A 24,112-nucleotide genomic window follows, 5' to 3' on the forward strand; every position below is an offset into this window, starting at 1 on the left:
CGCGAACCTCCCCGGTTCACAGCGTGGGTGCGAACCTCTCCCAGGCGCGGTGCGACGCCATCAGGTCGAGCAGCTCGGGCACCAGGGTCGAGGCGTCGTCGGCGACCGCCACCCCCGGTCCGGCCACCCCGAGGCCGTCGAGGACGGACTGCCCGTCACCGAGCGCACTGACGGCCTTGCACTGGCGGAAGCACTCCTCGACCATCAGCACGACCCGCGGGTCGCTCCCTGCTGGGGAGCGCTCGGCGGCCTTGCCGTCGCGCTGGGGGATCGCGTCGGCCGCCGGCGGTGCTGCACCCGCGACGAGCAGGGCGTCGAACTCGACCGACCGCGCGGTGGCATAGGTCCGCTGCGCGACCAGCCCGGCGCCGAGGTCTCCCCCGTGCGGCGCCACGAGCAGCGGCAGCACGCCGGCAGCCAGCAGCGCGCTGCGCGCCTCGGCGACCGCGCCGAGGTCGCTGTCCGCGTCGACCACGATGCCGACGAGGCGACCGTCGACCGGCCAGGTCTCACCGAGCTGCGACAACGCCGGGCTGGGGTCGGGCTCGTCATAGGTGACCGTCGCCTCGGGCGCGGGCAGGCCCAGGGCGGCCGCGACCTGCGCGCACAGCTCGGCGTCGATGTTGGCGAGCGCGAAGAGCTGCCGCTCCTTGATCGCCTGCTCGTAGCACTTCGCCAGCTCGAAGGAGTAGGCGTTGACGATGTGCTCCTGCTCGACCGGCGTCATGCTCGTCCAGAACAGTCGCGCCTGGCTGAAGTGGTCGTCGAACGACGCCGGGCTCGCGCGCACCTTCGTCGTGGCGGGGATGGCGACCGGGACGTCGACGAACCCGCCATCGGCCGTGAAGGGACAGCCGCCGTCGAGCGAGCTCGGCTCGTACGGCGCCACGCCACCGTGCACCGCCTGCTGGTGGGCTCCGTCGCGCAGCATGTCGTTGACCGGGGCGTGCGGCCGGTTGACCGGGATCTGGTTGAAGTTGGGGCCGCCTAGCCGACTCAGCTGCGTGTCGAGGTAGGAGAAGTTGCGCGCCTGCAGCAGCGGGTCGTCGGAGGCGTCGATGCCGGGCACCAGGTGGCCGGTGTGGAAGGCGACCTGCTCGGTCTCGGCGAAGAAGTTGGTCGGGTTGCCGTTGAGCGTCATCGTGCCGATCAGCTGGACCGGTGCGAGCTCCTCGGGGACGAGCTTCGTCGGGTCGAGCAGGTCGATGCCCTCGAAGAACTGCTCGGGCGTGTCCGGGAAGACCTGGATCCCCAGGTCCCAGGCCGGGAAGGCACCCGACTCGATGGCGTCGTAGAGGTCGCGGCGGTGGAAGTCGGGGTCGACCCCGCCCGCGAGCTGCGCCTCCTCCCAGGTCAGCGAGTGGACGCCGAGGCGGGGCTTCCAGTGCAGCTTGCACAGCGTCGTGCCACCGTCGGCGGCGACGAGGCGGAAGGTGTGCACCCCGAAGCCCTCCATCGTCCGGTAGGACCGGGGGATCCCGCGGTCCGACATGTTCCACAGGGTGTGGTGCTGGGCCTCGGTGTGGAGCGAGACGAAGTCCCAGAAGGTGTCGTGGGCGCTCTGCGCCTGCGGGATCTCCCGGTCGGGGTGCGGCTTGGCCGCGTGCACGATGTCGGGGAACTTGATGCCGTCCTGGATGAAGAAGACGGGCATGTTGTTGCCGACGAGGTCGAAGTTGCCCTCGGAGGTGTAGAACTTCGTCGCGAACCCGCGGGTGTCGCGCACCGTGTCGGCCGAGCCGCGCGAGCCCAGCACGGTGGAGAACCGGACGAAGACCGGGGTCTCGGCGTCCTTGGCCAGGAACGCTGCTCGGGTGACGTCGGCGGCCGCACCGTTGGACACGAAGACGCCGTGCGCACCAGCGCCGCGGGCGTGGACCACGCGCTCCGGGATGCGTTCGTGGTCGAAGTGCATGAGCTTCTCGCGCAGGTGGTGGTCCTGCAGCAGGGTGGGTCCGCGTGGGCCTGCCTTGAGCGAGTGGTCGGTGTCGCGCAGCGGGACGCCGGTGGCAGTGGTGAGGAAGGCGCCCTGCTGGGCCGCGGCGGACGCCGGGTCGGCCGAGGGGGCGCCGGTCGGCGAGTGCGGGTCGGGCGTGGCCTGGTCAGGCTTGGGCGGCGGGGTCTCCCGCGGCTCGGTCGGCTCTGCCAACGACGGCGGCTCGCTGCCGGGCGCGCCGGGCACCTGGTCCCGAGCAGGGCGGCAGCCTTGTCGGCGACGGCACCGGCAGCCTTGCCGGCCTTCTTCTTCGCGGCCTTGACGGGCTTCTTCGGGTCCATGCCGGGCTCCTACGGGTGGGGTGCGGAAGGCACCCGGTTCCCACGTTCGGAGAGTGACATGCGCCATACCTGCCGGACCGTCTGCGCGAGACGGCCGGCAGGCCCCATCGACGTCAGGCGGCGGGTTGCGGCTCGACGCCGGCGCCGGGCGCCGCCGTCAGGTAGTGGTGCAGGTCGGCCAGGATGCGGTCGAGGATCCTCGACACCTGCGTCTGCGTGACGCCGATCGCCAACCCGATCTCTCGCTGGCCCATGTCCTCGAAGAAGCGCAGGTGGACGACCTGACGGTCGCGCTCGGAGAGCTTGCGGATGACGGGAGCCAGGGCCATCCGCGCCTCGCTGGCGCTCAGCTCGTGCCCCTCGGCCGGGAGCAGGTCACCCAGGCTGGTGCCGTCGCCCTCGACGGAGACGGGCTGGTCGAGCGAGGTGGGGCGGAAGCAGCCGTTGGCCGACGACGCCTCGGCGTATTCCTCGTAGGACATGTCGAGCTCGGTGCGGACCTCTTCGGCGCTCGGCACGTGGCCCAGGCTCTGGGTCAGCTCGGCCTCGACCTTGGCGATGCGCCAGCGCGCCTCCTGGATCCGGCGGGTGGGTCGCACGACCCAGCCAGCGTCGCGGAAGTGGCGCTGCAGCTCACCGCGGATCGTCGGCACGGCGAAGGACAGGAAGTCCTTGCCCATGGCGGGCTCGAAGCGCTCGGCCGCCTTGACCAGGCCGATCGAGGCGACCTGGACGAGGTCGTCGGCGTCGACGCCCCGGTTGGAGAACCGCTGGGCCAGCGCCTTGGCGACGCGCATGTTGAGGACCACGACCTCGTTGAGGAGATCCTGGCGGCGAGCCGCGTCGCGCTCGGAGACGATGGACTCGAAGAGCTCCGCCGTGCGCTGCGACCGCTCGGGCCGGGTGAGGATGGCGGGCTGGAAAGATTCGGAGACGGAGGCAGTCATGGTGACTTCACTCTCGGGAAAACATTCACTCGCTTGCCCGGTGCTGGAGCAAGACTGGAGCTGGAGTGCGACTGCCTTGGAGGCGTCTGAGCCGGTTCACAACTGGTTTACAACGTAGCCGTCTAGACCACCCGTTGGATAGTCCTCTCACCCCAAGGGGTGAGGGTTCACAGGTAAAGCCTGTGACTACGTGAGCTGAGACCGCACGAACCGAGCAGTCTCCTCGGCCACCTCACGCGGGTGCGTCGACGGCGCCCAGTGCCCGACGGGGAGCTCCGTGCGCTCCAGCTGCTCGGTCCACCGCTCGCTCTCGGTCAGCGAGGCCGGCCGGATCGCAGGGTCCCTGGTCAGCACCAGCTGGAGCACCGGCACGCGGGTGCGACGCTGCCGCGGACGGTGCCCGCCCAGGACGTTGGCCCGGTAGTAGCGCAGCCCACTGACCATGTCCCGCGACCGGCGACCGCCCAGGGCGGCCATGACCGGCGGCGCCAGCGGGGAGACGAAGAACGGCACGTATGCCGACGAGATCCCCTGCGCCACGACATGGGTGATGCTGCGGGGCGTCGGCCGCAGCACGCTGCGCCGCAGCCACGACGCGACGTGGTCGAGGTTGGGCCCGCTGATGGAGGTGAACGAGGCGATCCGTTCCTCAGCGCCCGGTCGGCACACCGCCTCCCACGACTGCACGGAGCCCCAGTCGTGGCCGAGGACGTGGACGGGGGCATCCGGGCTGACCTCGTCGAGCACCGCGAACAGGTCGTCGGCGAGGTCGATGAGCGCGAACGCGGCGTCGGGCATGTCGGTCGGCGACTCCCCCTGGCCACGGGTGTCGTACGAGACCACCCGGAAGTCGTCGGCCAGCACCTCGGCGACGCCGCGCCACAGCTCGTGGGTGTCGGGCCAGCCGTGGACCATCACGATCGTGGGGCCATCGGGGTTGCCGCCCTCGAACACGGCCAGGTCGACGCCCGGTCGCGAGACGGTGCGTCGGGTGAGGAGCTGGTCGGTGGTCGAGGTCATGTGTGCGGTGTACCCATCGACGCAGGGTTCAGCGGCGACCGGGCAGCAGCCCGCGGACCCGGTCGTGCGCCAGGGCGGCGCGCGCGGCGTTGTCACCGCAGGCGCCGTGGACCCCGCCACCGGGGTGGGCCGAGGCCGAGCCGAGGTAGAGGCCCCGGACGGGCGTCTCGGCCCGGCCCAGGCCGGGGACCGGCCGGAAGACGAGCTGCTGGTGGAGCTGGGCGGTGCCGCCGTTGAGGGCGCCGCCGACGAGGTTGGCGTTGCGCGCCTCCATCTCCCGCGGCCCCAGGACCCGGCGGGCGACCACGCGGTCGGCGAAGCCGGGGGCCAGCCGTTCGAGTCGCGCCTGCATGCGGTCGGCAAACCGCTCGCAGTCGTCGTGGTCCCACACGCCGCGGATGCCGCCGTCTCCGGCGTCGCCGCTGCGGGTGCGTTGGGGCACGTGGGTGTAGGCCCAGAACGACTCGGTGCCGGCCAGCGAGCGGGTGGGGTCGGAGGCCGTCATCTGCCCGGTCAGCATGAAGGGCGAGGCAGGGATCGCGCCCGCGTGCACCTGCGACATCGCCCTGGTCATGTCGTCGACGGAGTCGGCGACGTGGACCGTGCCGCACGCGAGGTCGGGCGCCCCGGTCCACGGGATCGGGCCGTCGAGGGCCCAGTCGACCTTGACGGTGCCCGGGTCGAGCTGGAACCTGCGCAGGGAGGCGAGGAACCGGTCGGGCAGGTCGCCGGCGTCGAGTAGCCGGAGGTAGAGGGCGGGGGCCAGCACGTCGGCGACCACGGCGCGGCGAGCAGCGTGGCGCTCGCCGTCGGCGGTCCGCACGGCCACGGCCCGCTTGTCGGCGACCTCGACGTGCACGACCTCGGCGTCGGTGCGGATCTCGCCGCCGCCGGCCCGGAAGCGCCGGGCCAGGGCCTGGGTGAGCTCGCCGGCGCCACCCTCGGGGACGGGGAAGCCGACGGTCTGGCCCAGCATCGCCAGCAGGAGGCCCATCAGCCCCGACCCGGGCGCATCTAGCGGGATGTCGGCGTGTGCGGCGTTGCCGGCCACGAGCAACCGCGCCGCCTCTCCGCCGAAGCGGTCGCGGACCATCTCGCCCGCCGGCGTGAGCAGCGTCTTGACGAAGTCCAGGCCGCCGACGTGACGAAGGGCGGCCAGCATCCCGACGCCGTGCCGCACCGGCGGGAAGGGCTTGAGCAGGGCGCCGACCAGGTGCGGGCCGACCCGGTCCCACTGCGCGCAGAGGTCGAGCCAGGCCTGCCCGTCGCCCGGGCACAGGGCCTCGAGCCCGCTCGCCGTCGCCTCCCGGTCGCGGTGCAGCACGGCCCAGGAGCCGTCGGGGAGCGGGTGGCCGAGGACGGCGGGTGCATGTCGCCATACGAGACCATGGTCCTCGAGCCCGAAGGAGGCGATCGTCGGCGAGGTCGCGGCCAGCGGATAGAAGGCGCTGAAGGTGTCGTGGACGAAGTCGGGGTGGACGTCGCGGTCGCTGCGCACGGCCCCACCCACGTCCGGCTGCGCCTCGAGCACGAGCACCGACCAGCCGGCGTCGAGCAGCCGGTTGGCGGCGACGAGCCCGTTGGGGCCGGCCCCGACCACCACCGCGTCCCAGCTCATCGGCCTGCTGCTCCTCCGCGACCGAGCGCCGCGACGTTGCGCAGGATGGCCAGCGCGGCGTTGGGGTGGTGTCCGTGGACCTCGTTGAGCTCCTCGCGCGGCTCCAGGACGTTGCCCGGACCCTGGTCGACGGTCGCGAGCTGGTCTTGCGCGATCAGCCGGAACATCGGGCCGACCAACCGGTCATAGGCCCAGGGCAGCGTGCTGAACCCGAAGCGGATGACGTCGTTGGCCAGGCCGAGCTGGCCGCTCCGCGACGACTGGTCGGCGACGGCGAGCACCCGCGCAGCCGCCCGCTCGGGCGACGAGACCGGGAACGGCGGACGACCGTTGGCGTCGTTGTAGTTCGCGGCCTGGCGATAGATGGGGGTGTCGACGCCACCGGGCGCGACGTAGCCGAAGCTGATCCCGGGCCGGTCGCGGTTGTCGACGCGCAGCTGGCGCACCAGACCGCGCACCCCCCACTTGCTCAGGACGTATGCCGCCATGTCGGGCGTCGCGACGTGACCCAGCACCGAGCCGACGAAGACCAGGCTCCCGCTGTCCTGGTCCCGCAGCACCGGCAGGACGTGGCGGGTGAGGTTGACCGCCCCACCGAGGTTGGTCGCCAGCACCTGGTCGAACACCTCCACGGGGACGGCCTCGAGACGCCCGTAGGCGACCACGCCTGCACAGGACACGACCTCGTCGAGCCGACCGTGCTCCGCGACGGCTGCCGCCACCGCCGCGCGCACGCTGTCGTCGTCCGACACGTCACAGGGCACGACCATCGTGGAGGCCGCGCCCAGCTCGTCGCACTCGGCTGCCGCCCGCGCGAGCGCCTCGGGCCCTCGTGCCAGCAGCACCAGGTGGTCACCGCGCTCCGCGGCCTGATGGGCAGTGGCCTCGCCGATCCCGCTGGAGGCACCGGTGATCAGGACGACGCGCGGTGAGTGACTCATCCGCGGCGTTCGGCGATGTAGGCCAGGCGACGCAGTGCCTCGCTGTTGCGCCACTTCAGGCTCAACCCCCGCACGGGCGGCGGGATGAGCGCTCCCGGTCCGGCGACCGGCTCCTCCCGCATGCGCACCAAGGTCCCTGCGCCTTGGGGCTCGAGGATGAGCTCGACGGTGGCCTCGCCGATCGGCCAGCCGCGGGCGCGCAGCTTGAGGCGCTTGCCCGCCTCCACCTCGAGGACCTCGGTGTTGTCGTCGATGAGCCCCGGCCAGACACCGACAGAGTGGTGCAGCTTGCTGCCGACCGCGGGCCAGTCGTCCTCCACCTCACGCATCCGCGAGGCGCCGACCACCCACACCGGATAGAGCCATCCGTCACACAGCACGTCCCACACCTTCTCGGGGGTGGCGTGCAGGAGTCGCGTTTGCTCGGCCATCGCAGATCCTCTCGTTGCGCAGACCTCCACGCTAGCCACGTGGTCGGCCCACACCACCACCCGAAGGGACATTCCGGGCCGACGGCATGTGGACCCCCGCGCATGCGGGACGCGACATCGGGTATCAAACGGTCATGGTCACCACGGTGGTTGAGCCCCCCACGCACACCGATCCCCACCGGTCCGGCAGCGACCTCAGCGACGCGGAGGTCGAAGCCCTGGGCCGCAGCCTGGACACCCTGCGACAGCAGGTGGTCGAGAGCCGAGGCGCCGACGACGCGGCCTACATCCGCCGCGTCATCGCCGTCCAGCGATCACTCGAGGTGGCCGGCCGCCTGGTGCTGCTGGGGAGCCGCAGCCGCAAGGCCTGGTGGATCGGCACGAGCGCGCTCGCGCTGTCCAAGATCCTCGACAACATGGAGATCGGGCACAACGTGCTCCACGGCCAGTGGGACTGGATGCGCGACCCCAAGATCCACTCCTCGACCTGGGACTGGGACCACGCGTCCGTGCCGGACCAGTGGCAGCGCGCCCACAACGACCGCCACCACGTGAACACCAACGTGCTCGGCAAGGACAACGACCTCGGCTACGGCATCATGCGCGTCGACGAGGCACAGGACTGGCAGCCGCGCTTCCTCCTCCAGCCTCTGGTCAACTTGGTCAACGCCTGCATCTTCGAGTGGGGCATCGCGATGTATGACCTCGACCTCGGCGCCGAGCTGCGCCAGGGCGAGGGCCTCTCCCCCGGGTCCGGTCCGACCTGAGGCTGATGCTGCGCCGGGTCGCTCGCCTTGCGGGGCGCGACTACGTCGTCCACCCACTGCTCTCGCTGCCGACCGGTTCTGCCCGGACGACACTGACCGCCAACCTCACGGCCAACCTCGTCCGCAACGTGTGGAGCCACTCGGTGATCATGTGCGGTCACTTCCCCGAGGGCGTGTCGACCTTCGAGGTGTCCGAGATCGAGCCCTCGGAGTCACGCGGCCAGTGGTATGTCCGCCAGATGCTCGGCTCGGCCAACATCTCCGGCCCCGGGTGGCTGCACGTGCTGTGCGGCAACCTGTCCCACCAGATCGAGCACCACCTGTTCCCCGACCTGCCGAGCAACCGCTATGCCGAGCTGTCCTCGCCGGTGCGCGCGCTCTTCGCCGCCTACGGCCTGCGCTACCACTCCGCCCCCCTGCCGGTGCAGGTCGCGAGCGCCTGGCACAAGGTGTTCCGGCTCTCGCTGCCCAACGGGTCCTGGGACCGCGTCGGTCGAGCGAGGGCCGCCGCTCAGTCCGTGTCGGGACCGCAGGTGCCGTGGAAGAGGGTCAGGACGGCACGCGCCATCCTCTCCTCGCTGATCCCGGCACGCTCGGCCGCCTGACTCAGCCGCTCCTCGGCCTGGTCGGGGTCGATGTCGGAGCGTGACATCAACGCGCCCACGGCCTGGTCGCGGACGTGTCCGGCGCGGATCCGCTCCGGCGCCTTCGCGGCCTCGAAACGGGAGAGGAAGTCCATGTCGGTGTTGGTGACCGCGCCGGCGGCGTCGGCCCCGCACGCGAGCGCCAGCTCGTCGTGGTGGCCGTCGAAGGCGTCCTTGCTCGCGGCATAGAGGTTGACGTCGGCCGTGACCACCCCGTTGTGGAGGATGGGCAGCGACAGGGTCGATGCCACCCCGGACGAGGAGGCGGCCCGCGCCTCGTGCTGCCAGCGGTCCTCGTCGTCGCGCTGCCCGTCGTGGGCGACGAGCGCGAGCCGGGGCCTGCTCCTGTCCACGCGGGCGTCGTCGTGGTGGACCAGGGCGGGGAAGCCCCGGAAGGTCGCGCCGGCCGCGGTCATCGTGAAGGTCAGCTGCTCGTGGGTGAGGGTCAGGCTGAGGCCCAGGATGTCGGGCACGATCCGCTTCACTGCCTGACTCATCGTCTTCAGGGCGTGCGCGGTGTTGACGTCGCCTAGGAGGGTGAGTTCACGCAGGGCCTCGACCGTCTCGGACATCGGCTGCATGCAGGACCTCCGATCAGTGAGCGTGGACCTTCGGGTACCCAACAGAGCGACCCGGATGCTTCACCGTACGCGGCCTGGCCACGTTCAGTGACCAAACCCCATCCGGGCCACCACGTGCTCCGCGATCGCGAGGCTGGAGGTGGCCGCCGGCGACGGCGCGTTGCGGACCGTGGTGATGCCGTCCTCGTGGCCGATGCGGAAGTCGTCGACCAGGGAGCCGTCGCGGTCGAGCGCCTGAGCCCGGACCCCGGCGGGCCCGCGCACGACGTCTGCGGGACCGATCTCGGGGACGTAGCGACTGGCCCGGTCCATGTAGGCGGACGTCGACACGCTGCTGCGCAGCTCGCCCAGTCCGGTGCGCCAGTGTCGACCGGCCATCCGCCAGGTGCCCGGCCACGTCGCCATACCGACGACGTCGGCCCAACGGACGTCACTGCGCCGATAGCCCTCGCGGGCCAGGGCGAGCACGGCGTTGGGTCCGACCTCGAGACCTCCACCCACCCGGCGGGTGAAGTGCACTCCCAGGAAGGGGTAGCGCGGGTCGGGAACCGGATAGACCATCCCGCGGACCAGGCCGGCCTTGGCCGGACGCACCCGCATGTATTCGCCGCGGAACGGCACGATGCGCGGTCCGTCGATGCCGTCCGCCCAGCGCGCGACCCGGTCGGCCTGCAGGCCGGCGCAGACGACGAGCCGGTCGAAGCGCTGCGGCCCGCGGCTGGTGGCGACCTCGATGCCGCCGACACCGCGCTCGATCCCGGTGACCTCGGTGGAGAGCAGCACCTCACCACCGGCCTGCTCCACGTCGGCGGCGTATGCCGATGCGATCCCCACGAAGTCGGTGATCGCGGTCTCGGGCGAGTGGAGCGCCGCGAGCCCGGCCGCCGCCGGCTCGACGTCGCGGATCCCGGCCGCGCCGAGCCTCGTGAGACCCGGGACCCCGTTTCGCCGCGCCGTCGACTCGAGTCGGTCCAGCCGCTCGACCTCGTCGGGGTCGACTGCGACGACGAGCTTGCCGCACTCCTCGAACGGCAGGCCGCGCTCGCGGCAGAACTCCCGGAGCAGCAGCCGGCCCCGCGTGCACAGCTGCGCCTTCAGGCTGCCCGGCTGGTAGTAGATCCCGGCGTGCACGACGCCCGAGTTGTGGCCGGTCTGGTGGGCGGCGAGCCGTTCCTCCTTCTCCATGACCACGACCTGCGCGTCGGGTCGACGACGCGTCAGCTCGCGCGCGATGGCCAGCCCGACGATGCCGCCCCCGACGACTCCGACGCGCTCGGCCGTCGGGGTGCTCACGGGGTCAGTCCACCACGTCGCCGCGGGCCGCGCCTGCTGTAACGCGCTGTCCCGCACACTGGCGCGCCGTTGCGACGGCGCGAGAGTGCACTGGACAGCGCGTTACAGGGTCGTACGGCGCCGCTGCCGGACGGCGGCTGCTGGCTCAGGACTTCTTGGCCGCGGCCTTCTTGGCGGCCGGCGCCTTCTTGACCGTGGCCTTCTTGGCCGTGGTCTTCTTCGCAGCCGTCTTCTTCGCAGCGGACTTCTTGGCCGGCGACTTCTTGGCGCCCTTCTTGGCCGCCTTCTTCGCCGGACCCTTGTCGCGACGCTCCTGGAGCAGCTCGGCCGCGCGCTCGAGGGTGATCGACTCGACCGTGTCGTCCTTGCGGAGCGTGGCGTTGTACTCGCCGTCGGTGACGTATTCGCCGAAGCGACCCGCCTTGACGATGACCGGCTGACCCGAGACGGGGTCGTTGCCGAGCTCCTTGAGCGGAGGCGTCGCCGCACCCCGACCGCGCTGCTTGGGCTGGGCATAGATCGCCAGCGCCTGGTCGAGGGTGATGTCGAAGATCTGGTCCTCGCTGGTCAGCGAGCGGGAGTCGCTGCCGCGCTTGAGATAGGGCCCGTAGCGACCGTTCTGGGCGGTGATCTCCTCGCCGTCCTCACCGGCGCCCACGACGCGGGGCAGCTCGAGCAGCTTGACCGCCTCCTCGAGGGAGACCGTGTCGAGCGACATCGACTTGAAGAGCGAGCCGGTGCGGGGCTTGGCCGACTTGGGCGCGTCCTCGGGCAGCACCTCGGTGACATAGGGACCGAAGCGGCCGTTCTTGGCCACGATCTCCAGACCGGTCTCCGGGTGCACCCCCAGCACGGCCTCCTCGCCTGCGGGGTTGGCCAGCAGCTCGCGCGCCTTGGCGACGGTCAGCTCGTCAGGCGGCAGGTCGTCGGGCACGTTGGCACGGACCATCGCCCCGTCCTCGCCGTCGCCCGGCCCCTCGACGTACGGACCGTAGCGGCCCACGCGCAGGTCGATGCCCTCACCGATCGGGAAGGTGGCGAGCTCCTTGGCGTCGATGTCGCCGAGCTCGTTGACCAGGGTGTGGAGGCCCTCGATCTCGCCGCTGCCGAAGTAGAACTCGCCCAGCTCGGTCTTGCGGTCGCGGCGACCGCCGGCGATGTCGTCGAGGACGTCTTCCATCCGGGCGGTGAACTCGTAGGAGATCTGCCGCGGGAAGTGTTCCTCGAGCAGCCGCACCACCGAGAACGCGAGCCAGGCCGGCACCAGGGCCGAGCCCTTCTTGTAGACGTAGCCGCGGTTGACGATGGTGCCCATGATCGAGGCGTATGTCGACGGGCGCCCGATCTCGCGCTCCTCGAGCTCCTTGATCAGGGTCGGCTCGGTGTAGCGCGCCGGTGGCTTGGTCTCGTGGCCTGCGGCCTGGATCGACGCGGCCGAGACGGGCTCGCCCTGGGTCAGGTCGGGGAGGCGGGTCTCCTGGTCGTCGCGCGCCGACGAGTCGTCGGTGCCTTCGACATAGGCCTTGAGGAAGCCGTGGAAGGTGATGACCCGGCCGCTGGCGGCGAAGACGGCGTCCTCGCCGGTCGACGAGGCGCCACCGACGCGGATGGAGACCGACTGGCCGGTCGCGTCCTTCATCTGCGAGGCGACGGTGCGCATCCAGATCAGCTCGTAGAGCCGGAACTGGTCGCCGGTGAGGCCGCTCTGGGCGGGCGTGCGGAACGAGTCGCCCGCCGGCCGGATCGCCTCGTGGGCCTCCTGGGCGTTCTTGACCTTGGAGGCGTAGGTACGGGGCGAGTCGGGGAGGTACTCGGCGCCGTACAGCTCACGGACCTGGTCGCGGGCGGCGTTGACCGCCGTGCCCGAGAGTGTCGTGGAGTCGGTTCGCATGTAGGTGATGTAGCCGCCCTCATAGAGGCGCTGCGCGACCGACATCGTGACGCTCGAGCTCATGCCGAGCTTGCGGCCGGCCTCCTGCTGGAGGGTGGTGGTGCGGAACGGCGCATAGGGCGAACGGCGGTAGGGCTTGGCCTCCACCGAGCGGACGTCGAACGTCGTCTCGCTCAGGGCCGCGGCCAGCGCCTCGGCACGGGTGCGGTCGAGGTGGACGATGTCCTGCTTCTTCAGGACACCGTCCTGGCCGAAGTCGCTGCCGCGTGCCACGCGGGCACCGTCGAGGGAGTGCAGCTTGGCCGGGAACATGCGCTGCTCGTGCTTGCTGCCCGCGTCGAAGGTCCCCTCGAGGTCCCAGTAGGAGGCGAGCTTGAACTTCATCCGCTCGCGCTCGCGGTCGACGACCAACCGGGTCGCGACGCTCTGGACACGGCCGGCCGAGAGGCCCGACATCACCTTGCGCCACAGCACCGGCGAGACCTCGTAGCCGTAGAGGCGGTCGAGGATGCGCCGCGTCTCCTGGGCCTCGACGAGGTCCATGTCGAGCTCGCGGGGGCTGTCGGCGGCGGCGAGGATCGCCGACTTGGTGATCTCGTGGAAGACCATCCGCTTGACCGGGATGCCCTTGGGGCGAGCTCGTCGAGGAGGTGCCAGGCGATCGCCTCTCCCTCGCGGTCCTCATCGGTGGCGAGATAGAGCTCGTCGGCGTCCTTGAGCAGCTTCTTGAGCTTGGCGATGTGGCTCTTCTTGTCGCGCGGGACGACGTAGTGGGGCTCGAAGCCGTTGTCGACGTCGACGGCGAGCCGGCCCCAGGGCTTGTCCTTGATCTTGGCGGGGGTGTCCGCAGCGTTGTTGGGCAGGTCGCGGATGTGACCGATGGACGACTCGACGACATAACCGCTGCCGAGGTAGCCGCCGATCATCTGCGCCTTCTTGGGCGACTCGACGATGACGAGCTTGTGTGCCACTGCTTCTCCTGCTCCCGACGGAGGTCCGTCGCGCTGATTTCGCCGCAACGGTAGCGCTAGGACGCCACTACGCCACCACGACGCCGTTCGGCGGTCGTCCCGGGCGCTGCTCTAGACGATCCCTGCCGCCGCCTCCAGCTCCTCGAGGGCGGGCTCCACGAGCTGCGCCATCCGGTCGATGTCGGGTGCCACTTCCGGGGTGCTGATGAACCCGAAGTCGAGGTGGTCCAGATAGCTGAAGGCGGTGATGTTGAGGGCCACGTCCATGACCAGGGGGCCCATCGGGAGCAGGCTGACCAGGGGGGCGCCGGCCATGTAGAGGGGGAAGCCGGGGCCGGGCACGTTGGAGACCACCAGGTTGATGGGTGCGACGTTGCCGGAGAGGCCGCTGGCGGTGTAGGTGCGGGCTGCCAGCTGCACGAGTCCGGGCGGGGTGGTGTCGGTCAGCGCCATGATCTGGCGAGCCGACAGGGCCCTGGCCATCTCCTTGGCGCTCTGCGACGACTCATGGATGGCCAGCAGCCGCTCGCCGGCGTCCTCGATGTCGGTCGCGAGGTTGACCGTCATCGAGCTGACCTGGTTGCCGACGTCCCCGCTCGATCCCTCGGTCCGGGTGGAGACCGGGATCTGGGTGATCAGCGGCTTGGACGGCAGCTCGTCGTGCTCGATCAGGTAGGTCCGCACGGCGCCCGCCACCAGTGCCAGCACGACGTCGTTGAGCTTGACGTCGAAGGCCTCCTTGACCGCCTTGACGCGGGCGAGCTCCAGGCGCGTCCCGCCGATGACGCGGTGCGACGAGATGCGGGTGTTGAACCTCGTCCTCGGGGCTTCGAAATAGCGCGGTGGCCGCGAGTGCAGGCGGGCGACGGCGAGCTGTTGGCGGGCCGTCTGGGCCACCAGCTCCCCGATCCGCACGGGCGTCTTCAGCCCGAGGTTGAGCATCCCGCCCGCGAGCTGCTTGACCAGGGCGGGGGCGCGCGTGCCGATGGCCGTCACGACCTCGGTCGACGGCGGACGCATCTGGGGCGTGATGTCGAGCAGGATCTCGCCGAGACCGGCGCCGGAGACGCCGTCGACGATCGAGTGGTGCATCTTGGTCAGCGTCGCCACCGCCGCGCCGCCGTTGATGCCCTCGATCACCCACAGCTCCCACAGCGGCCGGGTGCGGTCGATCTTGTAGGACATCAGGCGTCCGACCAGCTCGCGCAGCTGTTCGATGCTGCCGGGCGAGGGAAGCGCGATCCGCCGGATGTGGAAGTCGGGGTCGAGCCTGGGGTCCTCGATGAACCACGGTCGGTCGAGCCCCAGCGGGGGCGCCACCACCCGCCATCGCAGCTGCGGCATCTGCGGCAGCCGCTCGACCACGAGGTCGCGCACGGTCTCGAACGAGAAGTCGGGCACCTCGGTGAGGTCGTGGATCCCGACGGCTCCGATGTTCATGTGCCAGGCCCGCGTCTCGCCATACCAAAATGCGGCGTCGATGCCGGCCATGCGCTTCATGGTGCGCAGATTAGGGCATCGAGTGATCTGGATCACCCGCATGCGCACAGGGCGGACGCCCCGCGGCCACCTCAGCCCTCGGTCGTCAAGAACCCCTCCTCGACGAGCTCCTCGACCTTCGAGACGTATGTCGACCGCAGCTGCTCGGCGTCCTCGCCCATGATCTGCGCGATCGCGTCCAGCAGCTGTCCGAGGGTGAGGTCCCCGTCGCTCGCGCCGATCAGCGCCGCCTCGACCGTGTCGACCTGGCGGGCCCGCCGGAACCCCCGTTGCTGGCGCATCACGATCGTCGCGGGGTCCTCGGCGCCCGGTGGACCCTGGGTCTCCTGCACCACGTCCGGGCGCGTGACGAGTCGCGACGAGGCCGTGACCTCGGCACGAGCCACGGGGAGGTGGGCCGCGATCGCCGGACCGATCGGCTGCTCGACGTCATAGCGCCACTCCTCGATCCGGTGGTGGCCCGACCCTCCCGCACGCAGGTTGATCCAGCCGAAGCCGACCGCCTCGATGCCCTGCTCGTCGAACCACGACAACCAGGTGTCATAGCGCTGGAGATAGGCCGGCGTGCCGTGGACACCCTCGTCCTTGAGCCACATCTCGACATATTCGCTCGGGTCGATGGCCTCCCGCTGGACCACGAGGGCGTCGCAGTCGTCCCGCAGCCAGGTGGCGAGGCGCTCGTCCCAGGCGGTGCCGCGCAGGATCGACCAGTTGGCCAGGACCTGGCACAGGCCGCCGTCGTCGAGGTGCGCGGGCGCGGTGCGGACGATGTCCTCCACGACCTGGTCGCCCGGCAGCCCGGAGTCGCGGTAGACGAGGCGCTCGCCGGTCGCGGGGCTGATCACGAACGGCGGGTTGGTGGCGATCAGGTCGAAGCGGTCGGTGGCGACCGGCTCGAAGAACGAGCCCTCGCGTACGTCGACCGGGATCTCGTTCAGGGCGGCGTTGAGACGGGTCATCCACAGCGCCCGCCGGTTGACGTCGGTGGCGACGACCTCGCCCGCGTGCGTGGCCAGGTGGAGGGCCTGCACGCCGCAGCCCGTCCCGAGGTCGAGCGCCCGTCCGACGTCGTCGCGGACGGTCTGCTGGGCCAGGCTCGTCGAGGCACTGGAGATGCCCAGGACGTGGTCGGCGCCGACCCGCATCGGGGCCCCGTCGAGCCCGGGGGTGAGGTCGGAGACCACCCACAGGTCGACGTCGTCGGTGGAGTAGGGCCGACAATCCATCCGGGCAGCGACCTCGCCCACGCTCTGCTCCAGCAGCCCGACGTTGCACAAGCGGTCGACCAGGCCGGGCAGCGCACGCTCTGCCGCGGCGCTCGGCACCGGCGCCTGGAGGAGGAACAGCCGGATCAGCGTGCTCAGTGGGGAGCCGTCCGCCGTACGCCGAAGGCCCGGCGTGGTCTCGTTGCGGCTCAGCGCTCGGTGTGCCTGTGTCCCGAGCGCCTCGGCGACGCGGTCATAGGTGAAGTCCGCTGCCTGGAGTGCACCGCGCAGGGGTTGGGCGAAGTCGGTGGTCATGCGCTCACTCCCAGCGGTCGCGTCTGGAGCACCTCGACCGGGTCACCCACCGTGATGCGCGACGTCCCAGCGTCCTTCTCGAACTCGGGGATCAACCGCACGCCGAACCAGGTGTAGCCGTCCCACTTGCGATGACGCGCCAGGGTGCGGATCGGCTCGTGGGTCGTCTCGAGGGTGTCGAGGTCGATGGTGGTGATCACGCAGCGGTCGCAGAGCTCGCCGCGACGGAAGGTCACGTCCCCGATCCGGACCCGGAACCAGTCGTCCTCGGCGAACGGCTCCCCACCGTCGACGACGACGTTGGGACGGAACCGTCGCGCCGCCTCGCCGGGGTCGAGCCACTCCTGCTGCTGGGTCTCCGCGACCCAGTCGCCCAGCCGGGCGAGGCTGGCCTCGGTGACGAGGAGGATCGGCCCCGCGTCGGCCAGCCGCATGCGTTCGCCGGGGCGACCCCCGTGGGACTCCCCGATCTCGCGCACGTCCCCGTCGCCCTGGTAGGCCAGCACGACCGGGCGGCCGAGCCGCTCGCTCAACCACGCGGAGGCGTCGTCGTCGGCAGCGCTGAGCTGGTCGACGCGCGACATGCCGGTCGAGATGCGACGGGCGTCGGAGCCGGGCGTCTCGACCCGCACCGTCGCGCCGTCGCGGGCGCTGATCTGCAGGCCCGCGGGATAGTGGGTGGCCAGGAAGCCCAGCAGCTGGTGGCAGTGCGTCGCAGACACCCGGTTGCCGTCAGGGTCGAGCACCACCCACCGTCGATCGCCCACCAGGCCCTCGGGAGCCACCTGTGCCGACGGCACGTCCTCCGAGCCCATGGACTTGACCGGGTAGGTGGTCAGCCGCGTCACCTGCATGGGGGAAGCGTAGGTGCGCGCACCCGGCCCGCCCGCGGCTCGCCGGCTCCCAGCGCGCCGCTCCCCCGCCCGACACGGAACTGGCGGCGGACGACACGCAAGTCGATGACTTCGAGGTCGTCCGCCGCCAGTTGATGACCCGGGCGAGCGGGATCAGGCCGTGGGCGTCGGTGTGCCCGTCAGTTGGTGGCGTGCGGTGCGAACGACGACGAGCCGGTGTTGTCGCCGTCGTCGCTGATCGTCACCTCGCGCCGCTTCGAGACCATCACCGCGGCGACGATGATCGCGACCGCGACAAGTGCGATGACGATGCGCAGGACGTCGTTCTGGTCCTGGCCGACGCTCAGGGACACGACGGCACTGGCGATGAGCAGCGAGACCAGGTTCATCACCTTGATCAGCGGGTTGATGGCCGGGCCGGCGGTGTCCTTGAACGGGTCGCCGACCGTGTCGCCGATGACGGTCGCCTCGTGGGCGGGCGAGCCCTTGCCGCCGTGGTGGCCGTCCTCGACGAGCTTCTTGGCGTTGTCCCAGGCGCCACCGGCGTTGGCCAGGAAGACGGCCATCAGCGTGCCGGCGCCGATCGCACCGGCCAGGAAGCCCGCCAGTGCGGTGACCCCGAGGCCGAACCCGACCGCGATGGGCGCCAGCACGGCCAGGATCCCCGGTGTGATCAGCTCGCGCAGCGAGTCCTTGGTGACGATGTCGACGACCTTGCCGTACTCCGGGCGGCCGGTCCCCTCCATGATCCCGGGGATCTCGCGGAACTGCCGGCGGACCTCATAGACCACGGCACCCGCGGCTCGCGCGACGGCGTTGATCGCCAGGCCGGAGAACAGGAACACCACGGCCGCACCGAGCAGGACGCCGACGATGACGGCCGGGTTGAAGACACTGAAGTCGAGCAGGTATTCCTCGCCCTGACCGACCTCGGCCTCCTGCAGGGCCTCGAACACCGAGGTGGCGTAGGAACCGAACAGGGCGGTCGCGGCGAGCACTGCGGTGGCGATCGCGATGCCCTTGGTGATCGCCTTGGTGGTGTTGCCGACCGCGTCGAGCTCGGTGAGGATCTGCGCGCCCGCCGGGCTCACGTCACCCGACATCTCCGCGATGCCCTGGGCGTTGTCGGAGACCGGCCCGAAGGTGTCCATCGCGACGATCACCCCGACCGTGGTCAACAAGCCACAGCCGGCCAGCGCGACGGCGAACAGCGAGACGGTCAGCGCCGCGCCTCCGAGGAGATAGGCGCCGAAGACGGCCGCCCCGATCACCAGCGTGGTGTAGACCGCCGACTCGAACCCGACCGAGAGGCCGGACAGGATCACGGTGGCGGCTCCGGTCAGCGAGGTCTTGCCGACGTCCTTGACCGGCTTGTGCTCCGTGCCGGTGTAGTAGCCCGTCAGCGCAAGGATGCCGGCCGACATCACGATGCCGATGACCACGGCAGCCGAGGCGATGAACCGCGGGTCGCCATCGGCGTCCGCCAGGCCCTCGGCGATGTTGCTGAACTCAGAGAAGCTGCTCGGCAGGTAGACGTAGGCGAGCACGACGCTCGCGACGGCCGCAATGCCGGAGGAGAGGTAGAAGGACCGGTTGATGGTCGTGAGGCCGTTCTCCCCGGCCTTGGGCTTGGTGAGGTAGACGCCGGCAACGGCCGTGAGGGCACCGATCGCCGGGATGAGCAGTGGGAAGACGAGGCCCTTGTCGCCGAAGGCCTGCGAACCGAGGATCAGCGCGGCGACCAGGGTCACGGCATAGGACTCGAAGAGGTCGGCCGCCATGCCGGCGCAGTCGCCGACGTTGTCACCGACGTTGTCGGCGATCGTCGCCGCGTTGCGCGGGTCGTCCTCGGGGATTCCCTGCTCGACCTTGCCGACCAGGTCGGCGCCGACGTCGGCGGCCTTGGTGAAGATGCCGCCGCCGACTCGCATGAACATCGCCAGCAGCGCCGCACCGAAGCCGAAGCCCTCGAGCACGTGGGCCGCCTCGTCCTGGAAGAACAGGACCACGAGGCTGGCGCCGAGCAGCCCGAGCCCGACGGTCAACATCCCCACCATGGCTCCGGTCCGGAGCCCGATCGTCATCGCCGGCTCGCGGCCGGTGGTCTCCGCAGCAGCCGCCACGCGCAGGTTGGCGCGCACGGCGAGGTTCATGCCGAGGAACCCGACGGCCGCCGAGAACCCGGCCCCGACGAGGAAGAACACGGAGCGGAAGATCCGCACAGTCATGTCGTCGGCGGGCAGCACCAGCAGTGCGAAGAACGCGATCGCGGCGAAGATCGCCAAGGTGCGGAACTGCCGCGTGAGATAGGCGTTGGCGCCCTCCTGCACGGCTCGCGCGATCGTCTTCATGTTCTCGGTGCCCTCACCTGCAGCCAGGACCTGTCGACGGAAGACCATCGCCATCGCGAGGGCTCCGAGGGAGATCAGCAGGACCGCGACGACCAGCGCCTGGTTGCTACCAGTGAGCTCGGTCTCTGCGGCAGCCAGAGGGATTCGGGTCATGTGCGTCCTCCTGCAGGTGGAGCGTCAGTTGCGAACGCGCCGGAGTCTACGCAGGTGTGAGCGTGATCACGTGCCGACATGTGGCACAGATCACATGTTCGCGCCTCGGCGGGATCAGACGACCGAGGGGTCGGCGGAGTCGTGGATCACGAACACCTTCGCCAGACCGGTGATGCGGAAGATCTTGAGCAGTCGCTCCTGGGAGCAGATCAGCTCGAGCGACCCGTCGTGGGCGCGGACCTTCTTGAGCCCACCGACCAGGACACCGAGACCGGTGGAGTCGAGGAACTCAACGGCCTCGAGGTCGATCACAATGTTGTAGGACCCGTTGCTGACGAGCTCGGTGATCTGGTCGCGCAGCTTGGGAGCGGTGTAGACGTCGATCTCACCACCAACCGCGACGACGGCACGTCCGTCCTCCTCGCGAGTCGCAAGGGTCAGGTCCACGACGGCTCCCGTTCGAAGTCAGTTCACCCGAAGCCGGTCGCCCCGAATGCTGCCGGGCCTATCAAACCATGAGAGCGCTCCCCCCGCATGACAACCCACAGGCGGGGCCCACCACCGGTCCAGACAAAGCAACGTTGTCGGTGCCCTTTGCCAGACTCACCCGGTGACCGACCGCGACTCCCTTCCCCGTCATCGGGTGCCGGAGATCGTCGCGCGCCTGACAGCACCCGGCGGGCGCGTCGACCGCCTGCGTCACCTGGAGGTCGTGCCGCCTCGTCCTGCGCTCCATGCGGACTGGCCGGAGTGGGTCGACCCGGACGTGCGCTCAGCCTTCGAGCGCTCGGGCGTGTCGTCGCCGTGGCAGCACCAGGCGGCCGCGGCTGACGTCGCCCATGCCGGCCAGCACGTCGTCCTTGCCACCGGCACGGCCTCGGGCAAGTCCCTGGCCTACCAGCTGCCGGCGCTCACCGCGATCCGCGAGGCTCGGGGTCCGCGCGGCGAGCGCGGGGCGGGGGTGCTCTATCTCGCCCCCACCAAGGCACTCGCCAACGACCAGCTGAACAACATCTCGGCGCTCGGCCTCGACGTGCGGGCCGCCACCCACGACGGGGACAGCCCGCGCGAACAACGCGACTGGACCCGCGACTTCGGCGAATACGTCCTGACCAACCCCGACATGCTCCACCACTCCCTGCTGCCGGGGCACGCGCGCTGGGCCGCCTTCTTCGCCTCGTTGCGCTATGTCGTGGTCGACGAGTGCCACCACTACCGCGGGGTCTTCGGCGCCCACGTCGCCCACATCCTGCGCCGGCTGCGCCGGGTGTGTGCGTCGTACGGCGCCAGCCCGACGTTCTTCCTGGCGTCGGCAACGGTGGCCGACCCCGAGGTCGCCGCCGGCCGGCTGACAGGTCTCGACGTGCAGGCGCTCACTGCCGACCACTCGCCGCGCGGCGAGGTCTCCCTCCTCCTCTGGGAGCCCCCGCTCACCTCCTACGCCGGCGAGAACGGCGCTCCCGTGCGTCGGGCCGCGACCTCGGAGGTCGCCGACCTGCTTGCCGACCTCGTCGTCGAGGACGTCCGGACCCTGGCGTTCGTCCGCTCGCGCCGGGGGGCCGAACAGGTGGCCGCCACCGCCGCCGAGCTCCTCGCGGAGGTCGACCCCTCGCTCCGGGCCCGGGTCGCCTCCTATCGCGGGGGCTATCTGCCCGAGGAGCGGCGTGCGCTCGAAGACGCGCTGCGCCGGGGCGACCTGACGGGCCTGGCGGCGACCAACGCGCTCGAGCTCGGCATCGACATCAGCGGCTTGGACGCGGTCCTGATGGCGGGCTTCCCCGGCACCCGCGCAGCGATGTGGCAACAGGTCGGACGAGCCGGGCGCGGAGCCCAGGACGCGCTCGGCGTGCTGGTCGCCCGCGACGACCCGCTCGACACCTTCCTCGTCCACCATCCCGAGGCGTTGCTCGGCCGCCCGGTCGAGGCGACCGTCTTCGACCCGGGCAACCCCTACGTCCTCGGTCCACACCTGTGCGCGGCGGCGCAGGAGCGAGCGCTGACCGAGGCCGACCTGCCGATGTTCGGCGAGAACGCCCGGGAGGTCGTCGACCAGCTGGTCGCCGCCGGCCTGCTCCGCAAACGGCCCCACGGATGGTTCTGGACCGACCGGCGCCGCGCCAGCGACCTGGCGGACATCCGCTCCAGCGGGGGCGCACAGGTCCAGCTGGTCGAGGAGGGGACCGGCCGGGTCGTCGGCACCGTCGACGCCGCCCGCTCCCACGGCACCGCCCATCCCGGCGCCGTCTATCTCCACCAGGGCGACACCTGGCTCGTCGAGTCGCTCGACCTCGACGAGCACGTCGCCGTCATGCATCCGACCGACGTGCCCTATTCCACGACTGCGCGCGAGGTCACCGACATCGCGATCGTCACCGAGCACCACCACCGGTCCTGGCAGGGATGTCGCCTGTCCTTGGGCGAGGTCGACCTCTCCCACCAGGTGGTCTCGTTCCTCAAGCGCCGCCAGCCCAGCGGGGAGGTCATGAGCGAGGAGCCGCTCGACCTGCCGGTCCGGTCGTTGCGCACGACCGCGGTCTGGTGGACGGTCCCCGCCGACGTGCTGGCGGAGGCGGGCCTCGCTGCCGCCGACCTCCCCGGTGCGGCTCATGCGGCCGAGCACTGCTCGATCGGGCTGCTGCCCCTGTTCGCGACGTGCGACCGGTGGGACATCGGTGGCGTCTCCACGGCGCTGCACCCCGACACCGGGCACCTCACGGTCTTCGTCCACGACGGACACCCGGGGGTGCCGGGTTTGCCGAGCGCGGCTTCCACGCCGCTGTGCAGTGGTTGACCGCCACCCGTGACGCCATCGTCAGCTGCGACTGCGAGGTAGGCTGCCCGTCCTGCATCCAGTCACCCAAGTGCGGCAACCAGAACCACCCGCTCGACAAGTCGGGAGCCGTCACCCTCCTCGACGCGCTGCTGGCCGGAGCGCCTCCCGAGTAGCGTGGCACCCATGGTCATCCTCGGCATGCTGCTCATCATGGTCGGCGTCATCGCGATCCTCGCTGCGCTCTTCGTCAGCGAGCCGGGGACGGGTGGTGAGCTGCTGGGGTTCGACGTCACCACGTTCGAGTCGTTCCTGGTCGGCGTCGCGGCCGGTGCGGCCATCCTCTGGGGCGTCTCGATCCTCAAGTGGGGCACCAAGCGCGGGTTGGCCCACCGCAAGGAGCGCAAGGAGCTCAAGAAGCTCAGCACGCGGCTCGACCAGGTCGAGTCCGAGCGCCACGACCAGCACCCCGCCACGGGCAGCACCGATACGCGCACCGAGGGCCCGGGCAGCACCGACACGGGCAGGCACGACGGTCCGGCTGCCGGAGGGACCCGCCCCAGCTGAGGCCTCACCCGGCCCCGGTCGCAGGGCCGGCGCGCGCCCACGCGGTGACGTCATGATGGCGACCCAGCAGCCGCGGGCCCGGCACCAGGACCGCGACCCTCACCTCCCGGTCCATCGGCTCGCAGTGCTCGAGCACCGCACCGTTGGCCACGGCCAGCTGCTGGGCCGCCGCACAACCGTCGCCCCCGAGACCGCCGCCCCGGCGCCGGCCAGTGCCGCCAGGTCGGCAGCGGCTTGGGCGCGGCGCTGCGTGACCACGAGCGAGGCTGCGCCCGCCAGGGCCAGCCCGACGAACATCAAGATGCCCGCGACCACCAGCACGAGCACGGTCGCCGCTCCGCGCTCTGCTGTCGACGAGGTCACCGCCGATGTCATGCCTGCTCCATGACCGCCACTGCGCTGGACCGGACCTCGACGCCCGGCAGGAAGGAGAAGAGACCACCCGGCCCCTTCACGTCCGCACTCGACGTCACCGTGACCCGACCGCCCTCGACCGCGACCTCGACACTGGCCCCTTCGGGGCGATCCGCAGCGCGACTTCCCGGGCGGCCCCTTCGTCGTCCCCCCGGGCGATCGAACGCGCCGACTCGCGCGCGGCGTCGACGACCGCGATCTGGGCGGCCGCCAGGGCCAGGAGCCACACCAGCCCGACCGTGAGCGCGAGCACCAGCGGCAGCCCGAGGGCGAGCTCGGCTGTCACGGCTCCGCGCTCGTCCCCGGACCCCCGCCGGCGCTGCCTCACTTGATCCCCAGCAGACCCATGACGTGGTCGAAGAGCGACTTGAGCAGCTGGTCGCCGAAACCGCCGCTCAGCAGCTTGTAGAGCAGGCCGGCGAAGCCCGCCCCGGCAGCCGTGCCCACGGCGTATTCGGCCGTCGTGATCCCTCGCTCGTCGCCTCGCTCGCGCGTGGGGTGAGTGGTTGAAGCCATGGTGACCCTCTCGTCGTGGCTCGCCGTGCGCGAACCGGTGGGTCGACTCTGCGTCGCCACGGCGACACCGCGGCGGCCCCGACGAT

19 protein-coding genes and 2 pseudogenes are annotated in these 24,112 nt (G+C 71.0%); 4 read left to right on the forward strand and 17 right to left on the reverse strand.

Annotation, left to right across the window (positions count from 1 at the left end):
• Window positions 1-16: 16 nt before the first annotated feature.
• The 6 genes from G7071_RS03340 to G7071_RS03365 all read right to left on the reverse strand — a co-directional run bounded on the left by G7071_RS03340 (window position 17) and on the right by G7071_RS03365 (window position 7,234).
• On the reverse strand, window positions 17-2,149 hold the full coding sequence (locus G7071_RS03340) for a catalase (RefSeq protein WP_281351726.1): 2,133 nt from the start codon (window positions 2,147-2,149) through the stop codon (window positions 17-19).
• A 241-nt stretch (window positions 2,150-2,390) separates the two neighbouring features.
• Window positions 2,391-3,224 carry a sigma-70 family RNA polymerase sigma factor gene (locus tag G7071_RS03345; protein WP_166314886.1) on the reverse strand — a complete coding sequence of 278 codons (834 nt, stop codon included), beginning with the start codon at window positions 3,222-3,224 and terminating at the stop codon, window positions 2,391-2,393.
• A gap of 186 nt (window positions 3,225-3,410) precedes the next feature.
• A complete protein-coding gene (locus tag G7071_RS03350; RefSeq protein WP_166314888.1) occupies window positions 3,411-4,244 on the reverse strand; it encodes an alpha/beta fold hydrolase in 834 nt (277 codons plus the stop codon).
• Between the two features lie 28 nt (window positions 4,245-4,272).
• Entirely contained in the window at window positions 4,273-5,862 is a 1,590-nt protein-coding gene (locus G7071_RS03355) for a phytoene desaturase family protein (protein WP_166314890.1), read from the reverse strand.
• On the reverse strand, window positions 5,859-6,803 hold the full coding sequence (locus G7071_RS03360) for an SDR family NAD(P)-dependent oxidoreductase (RefSeq protein ID WP_166314892.1): 945 nt from the start codon (window positions 6,801-6,803) through the stop codon (window positions 5,859-5,861). The genes G7071_RS03355 and G7071_RS03360 overlap by 4 nt, the downstream gene beginning before the upstream one ends.
• Window positions 6,800-7,234, reverse strand: a complete 435-nt coding sequence (locus G7071_RS03365; RefSeq protein ID WP_166314894.1) for an SRPBCC family protein — start codon at window positions 7,232-7,234, stop codon at window positions 6,800-6,802. The genes G7071_RS03360 and G7071_RS03365 overlap by 4 nt, the downstream gene beginning before the upstream one ends.
• A gap of 146 nt (window positions 7,235-7,380) precedes the next feature.
• Here G7071_RS03365 and G7071_RS18960 point away from each other — a divergent pair, with 146 nt between their 5' ends.
• Together G7071_RS18960 and G7071_RS18965 are read left to right on the forward strand one after the other, a co-directional pair.
• The gene (locus G7071_RS18960) at window positions 7,381-8,001 is read left to right on the forward strand and encodes a fatty acid desaturase family protein (protein WP_246210340.1); all 621 of its coding nucleotides are present in this window, start codon (window positions 7,381-7,383) and stop codon (window positions 7,999-8,001) included.
• Between the two features lie 5 nt (window positions 8,002-8,006).
• Window positions 8,007-8,606, forward strand: coding sequence for a fatty acid desaturase (locus tag G7071_RS18965; protein ID WP_246210341.1), 600 nt, complete (start codon window positions 8,007-8,009; stop codon window positions 8,604-8,606).
• Here G7071_RS18965 and G7071_RS03375 read toward each other — a convergent pair.
• The 8 genes and pseudogenes from G7071_RS03375 to G7071_RS03410 form a co-directional block, all read right to left on the reverse strand.
• Entirely contained in the window at window positions 8,513-9,226 is a 714-nt protein-coding gene (locus G7071_RS03375) for an ANTAR domain-containing protein (protein WP_166314896.1), read from the reverse strand. The two genes, G7071_RS18965 and G7071_RS03375, sit on opposite strands and share 94 nt — an antisense overlap.
• Window positions 9,227-9,310: 84 nt before the next feature.
• Window positions 9,311-10,519 (reverse strand): L-2-hydroxyglutarate oxidase, encoded by a 1,209-nt coding sequence (gene lhgO / locus G7071_RS03380; protein WP_166314898.1) that lies wholly within the window; start codon window positions 10,517-10,519, stop codon window positions 9,311-9,313.
• Window positions 10,520-10,664: 145 nt separating this feature from the next.
• A pseudogene (gene topA, locus G7071_RS03385) lies at window positions 10,665-13,336 on the reverse strand (type I DNA topoisomerase).
• 156 nt (window positions 13,337-13,492) lie between these two features.
• A complete protein-coding gene (locus G7071_RS03390) occupies window positions 13,493-14,881 on the reverse strand; it encodes a WS/DGAT/MGAT family O-acyltransferase (protein ID WP_166314900.1) in 1,389 nt (462 codons plus the stop codon).
• Window positions 14,882-14,952: 71 nt separating this feature from the next.
• Window positions 14,953-16,401 carry a DUF7059 domain-containing protein gene (locus G7071_RS03395; RefSeq protein ID WP_166314902.1) on the reverse strand — a complete coding sequence of 483 codons (1,449 nt, stop codon included), beginning with the start codon at window positions 16,399-16,401 and terminating at the stop codon, window positions 14,953-14,955.
• Entirely contained in the window at window positions 16,398-17,255 is an 858-nt protein-coding gene (locus G7071_RS03400) for an MOSC domain-containing protein (RefSeq protein ID WP_166314904.1), read from the reverse strand. Before G7071_RS03400 ends, G7071_RS03395 begins: the two co-directional genes overlap by 4 nt.
• A 179-nt stretch (window positions 17,256-17,434) precedes the next feature.
• Window positions 17,435-19,759, reverse strand: coding sequence for a sodium-translocating pyrophosphatase (locus G7071_RS03405; RefSeq protein ID WP_166314906.1), 2,325 nt, complete (start codon window positions 19,757-19,759; stop codon window positions 17,435-17,437).
• Window positions 19,760-19,873: 114 nt separating this feature from the next.
• The gene (locus tag G7071_RS03410; RefSeq protein WP_166314908.1) at window positions 19,874-20,206 is read right to left on the reverse strand and encodes an STAS domain-containing protein; all 333 of its coding nucleotides are present in this window, start codon (window positions 20,204-20,206) and stop codon (window positions 19,874-19,876) included.
• Window positions 20,207-20,471: 265 nt separating this feature from the next.
• Here G7071_RS03410 and G7071_RS03415 point away from each other — a divergent pair.
• Window positions 20,472-22,705 (forward strand): annotated as a pseudogene (locus G7071_RS03415) (DEAD/DEAH box helicase).
• A gap of 10 nt (window positions 22,706-22,715) precedes the next feature.
• Entirely contained in the window at window positions 22,716-23,096 is a 381-nt protein-coding gene (locus tag G7071_RS03420; protein ID WP_166314910.1) for a hypothetical protein, read from the forward strand.
• A 99-nt stretch (window positions 23,097-23,195) separates the two neighbouring features.
• Here G7071_RS03420 and G7071_RS03425 read toward each other — a convergent pair whose 3' ends face one another.
• The 3 genes from G7071_RS03425 to G7071_RS03435 all read right to left on the reverse strand — a co-directional run bounded on the left by G7071_RS03425 (window position 23,196) and on the right by G7071_RS03435 (window position 24,026).
• Window positions 23,196-23,471, reverse strand: coding sequence for a pilus assembly protein TadG-related protein (locus G7071_RS03425; RefSeq protein ID WP_166314912.1), 276 nt, complete (start codon window positions 23,469-23,471; stop codon window positions 23,196-23,198).
• A 94-nt stretch (window positions 23,472-23,565) separates the two neighbouring features.
• Entirely contained in the window at window positions 23,566-23,796 is a 231-nt protein-coding gene (locus tag G7071_RS18970; protein ID WP_246210342.1) for a TadE family protein, read from the reverse strand.
• Window positions 23,797-23,834: 38 nt separating this feature from the next.
• Window positions 23,835-24,026 carry a DUF4244 domain-containing protein gene (locus tag G7071_RS03435; RefSeq protein ID WP_166314914.1) on the reverse strand — a complete coding sequence of 64 codons (192 nt, stop codon included), beginning with the start codon at window positions 24,024-24,026 and terminating at the stop codon, window positions 23,835-23,837.
• Window positions 24,027-24,112: the final 86 nt, after the last annotated feature.

This window comes from Nocardioides piscis (assembly GCF_011300215.1).
Lineage (GTDB): Bacteria > Actinomycetota > Actinomycetes > Propionibacteriales > Nocardioidaceae > Nocardioides > Nocardioides piscis.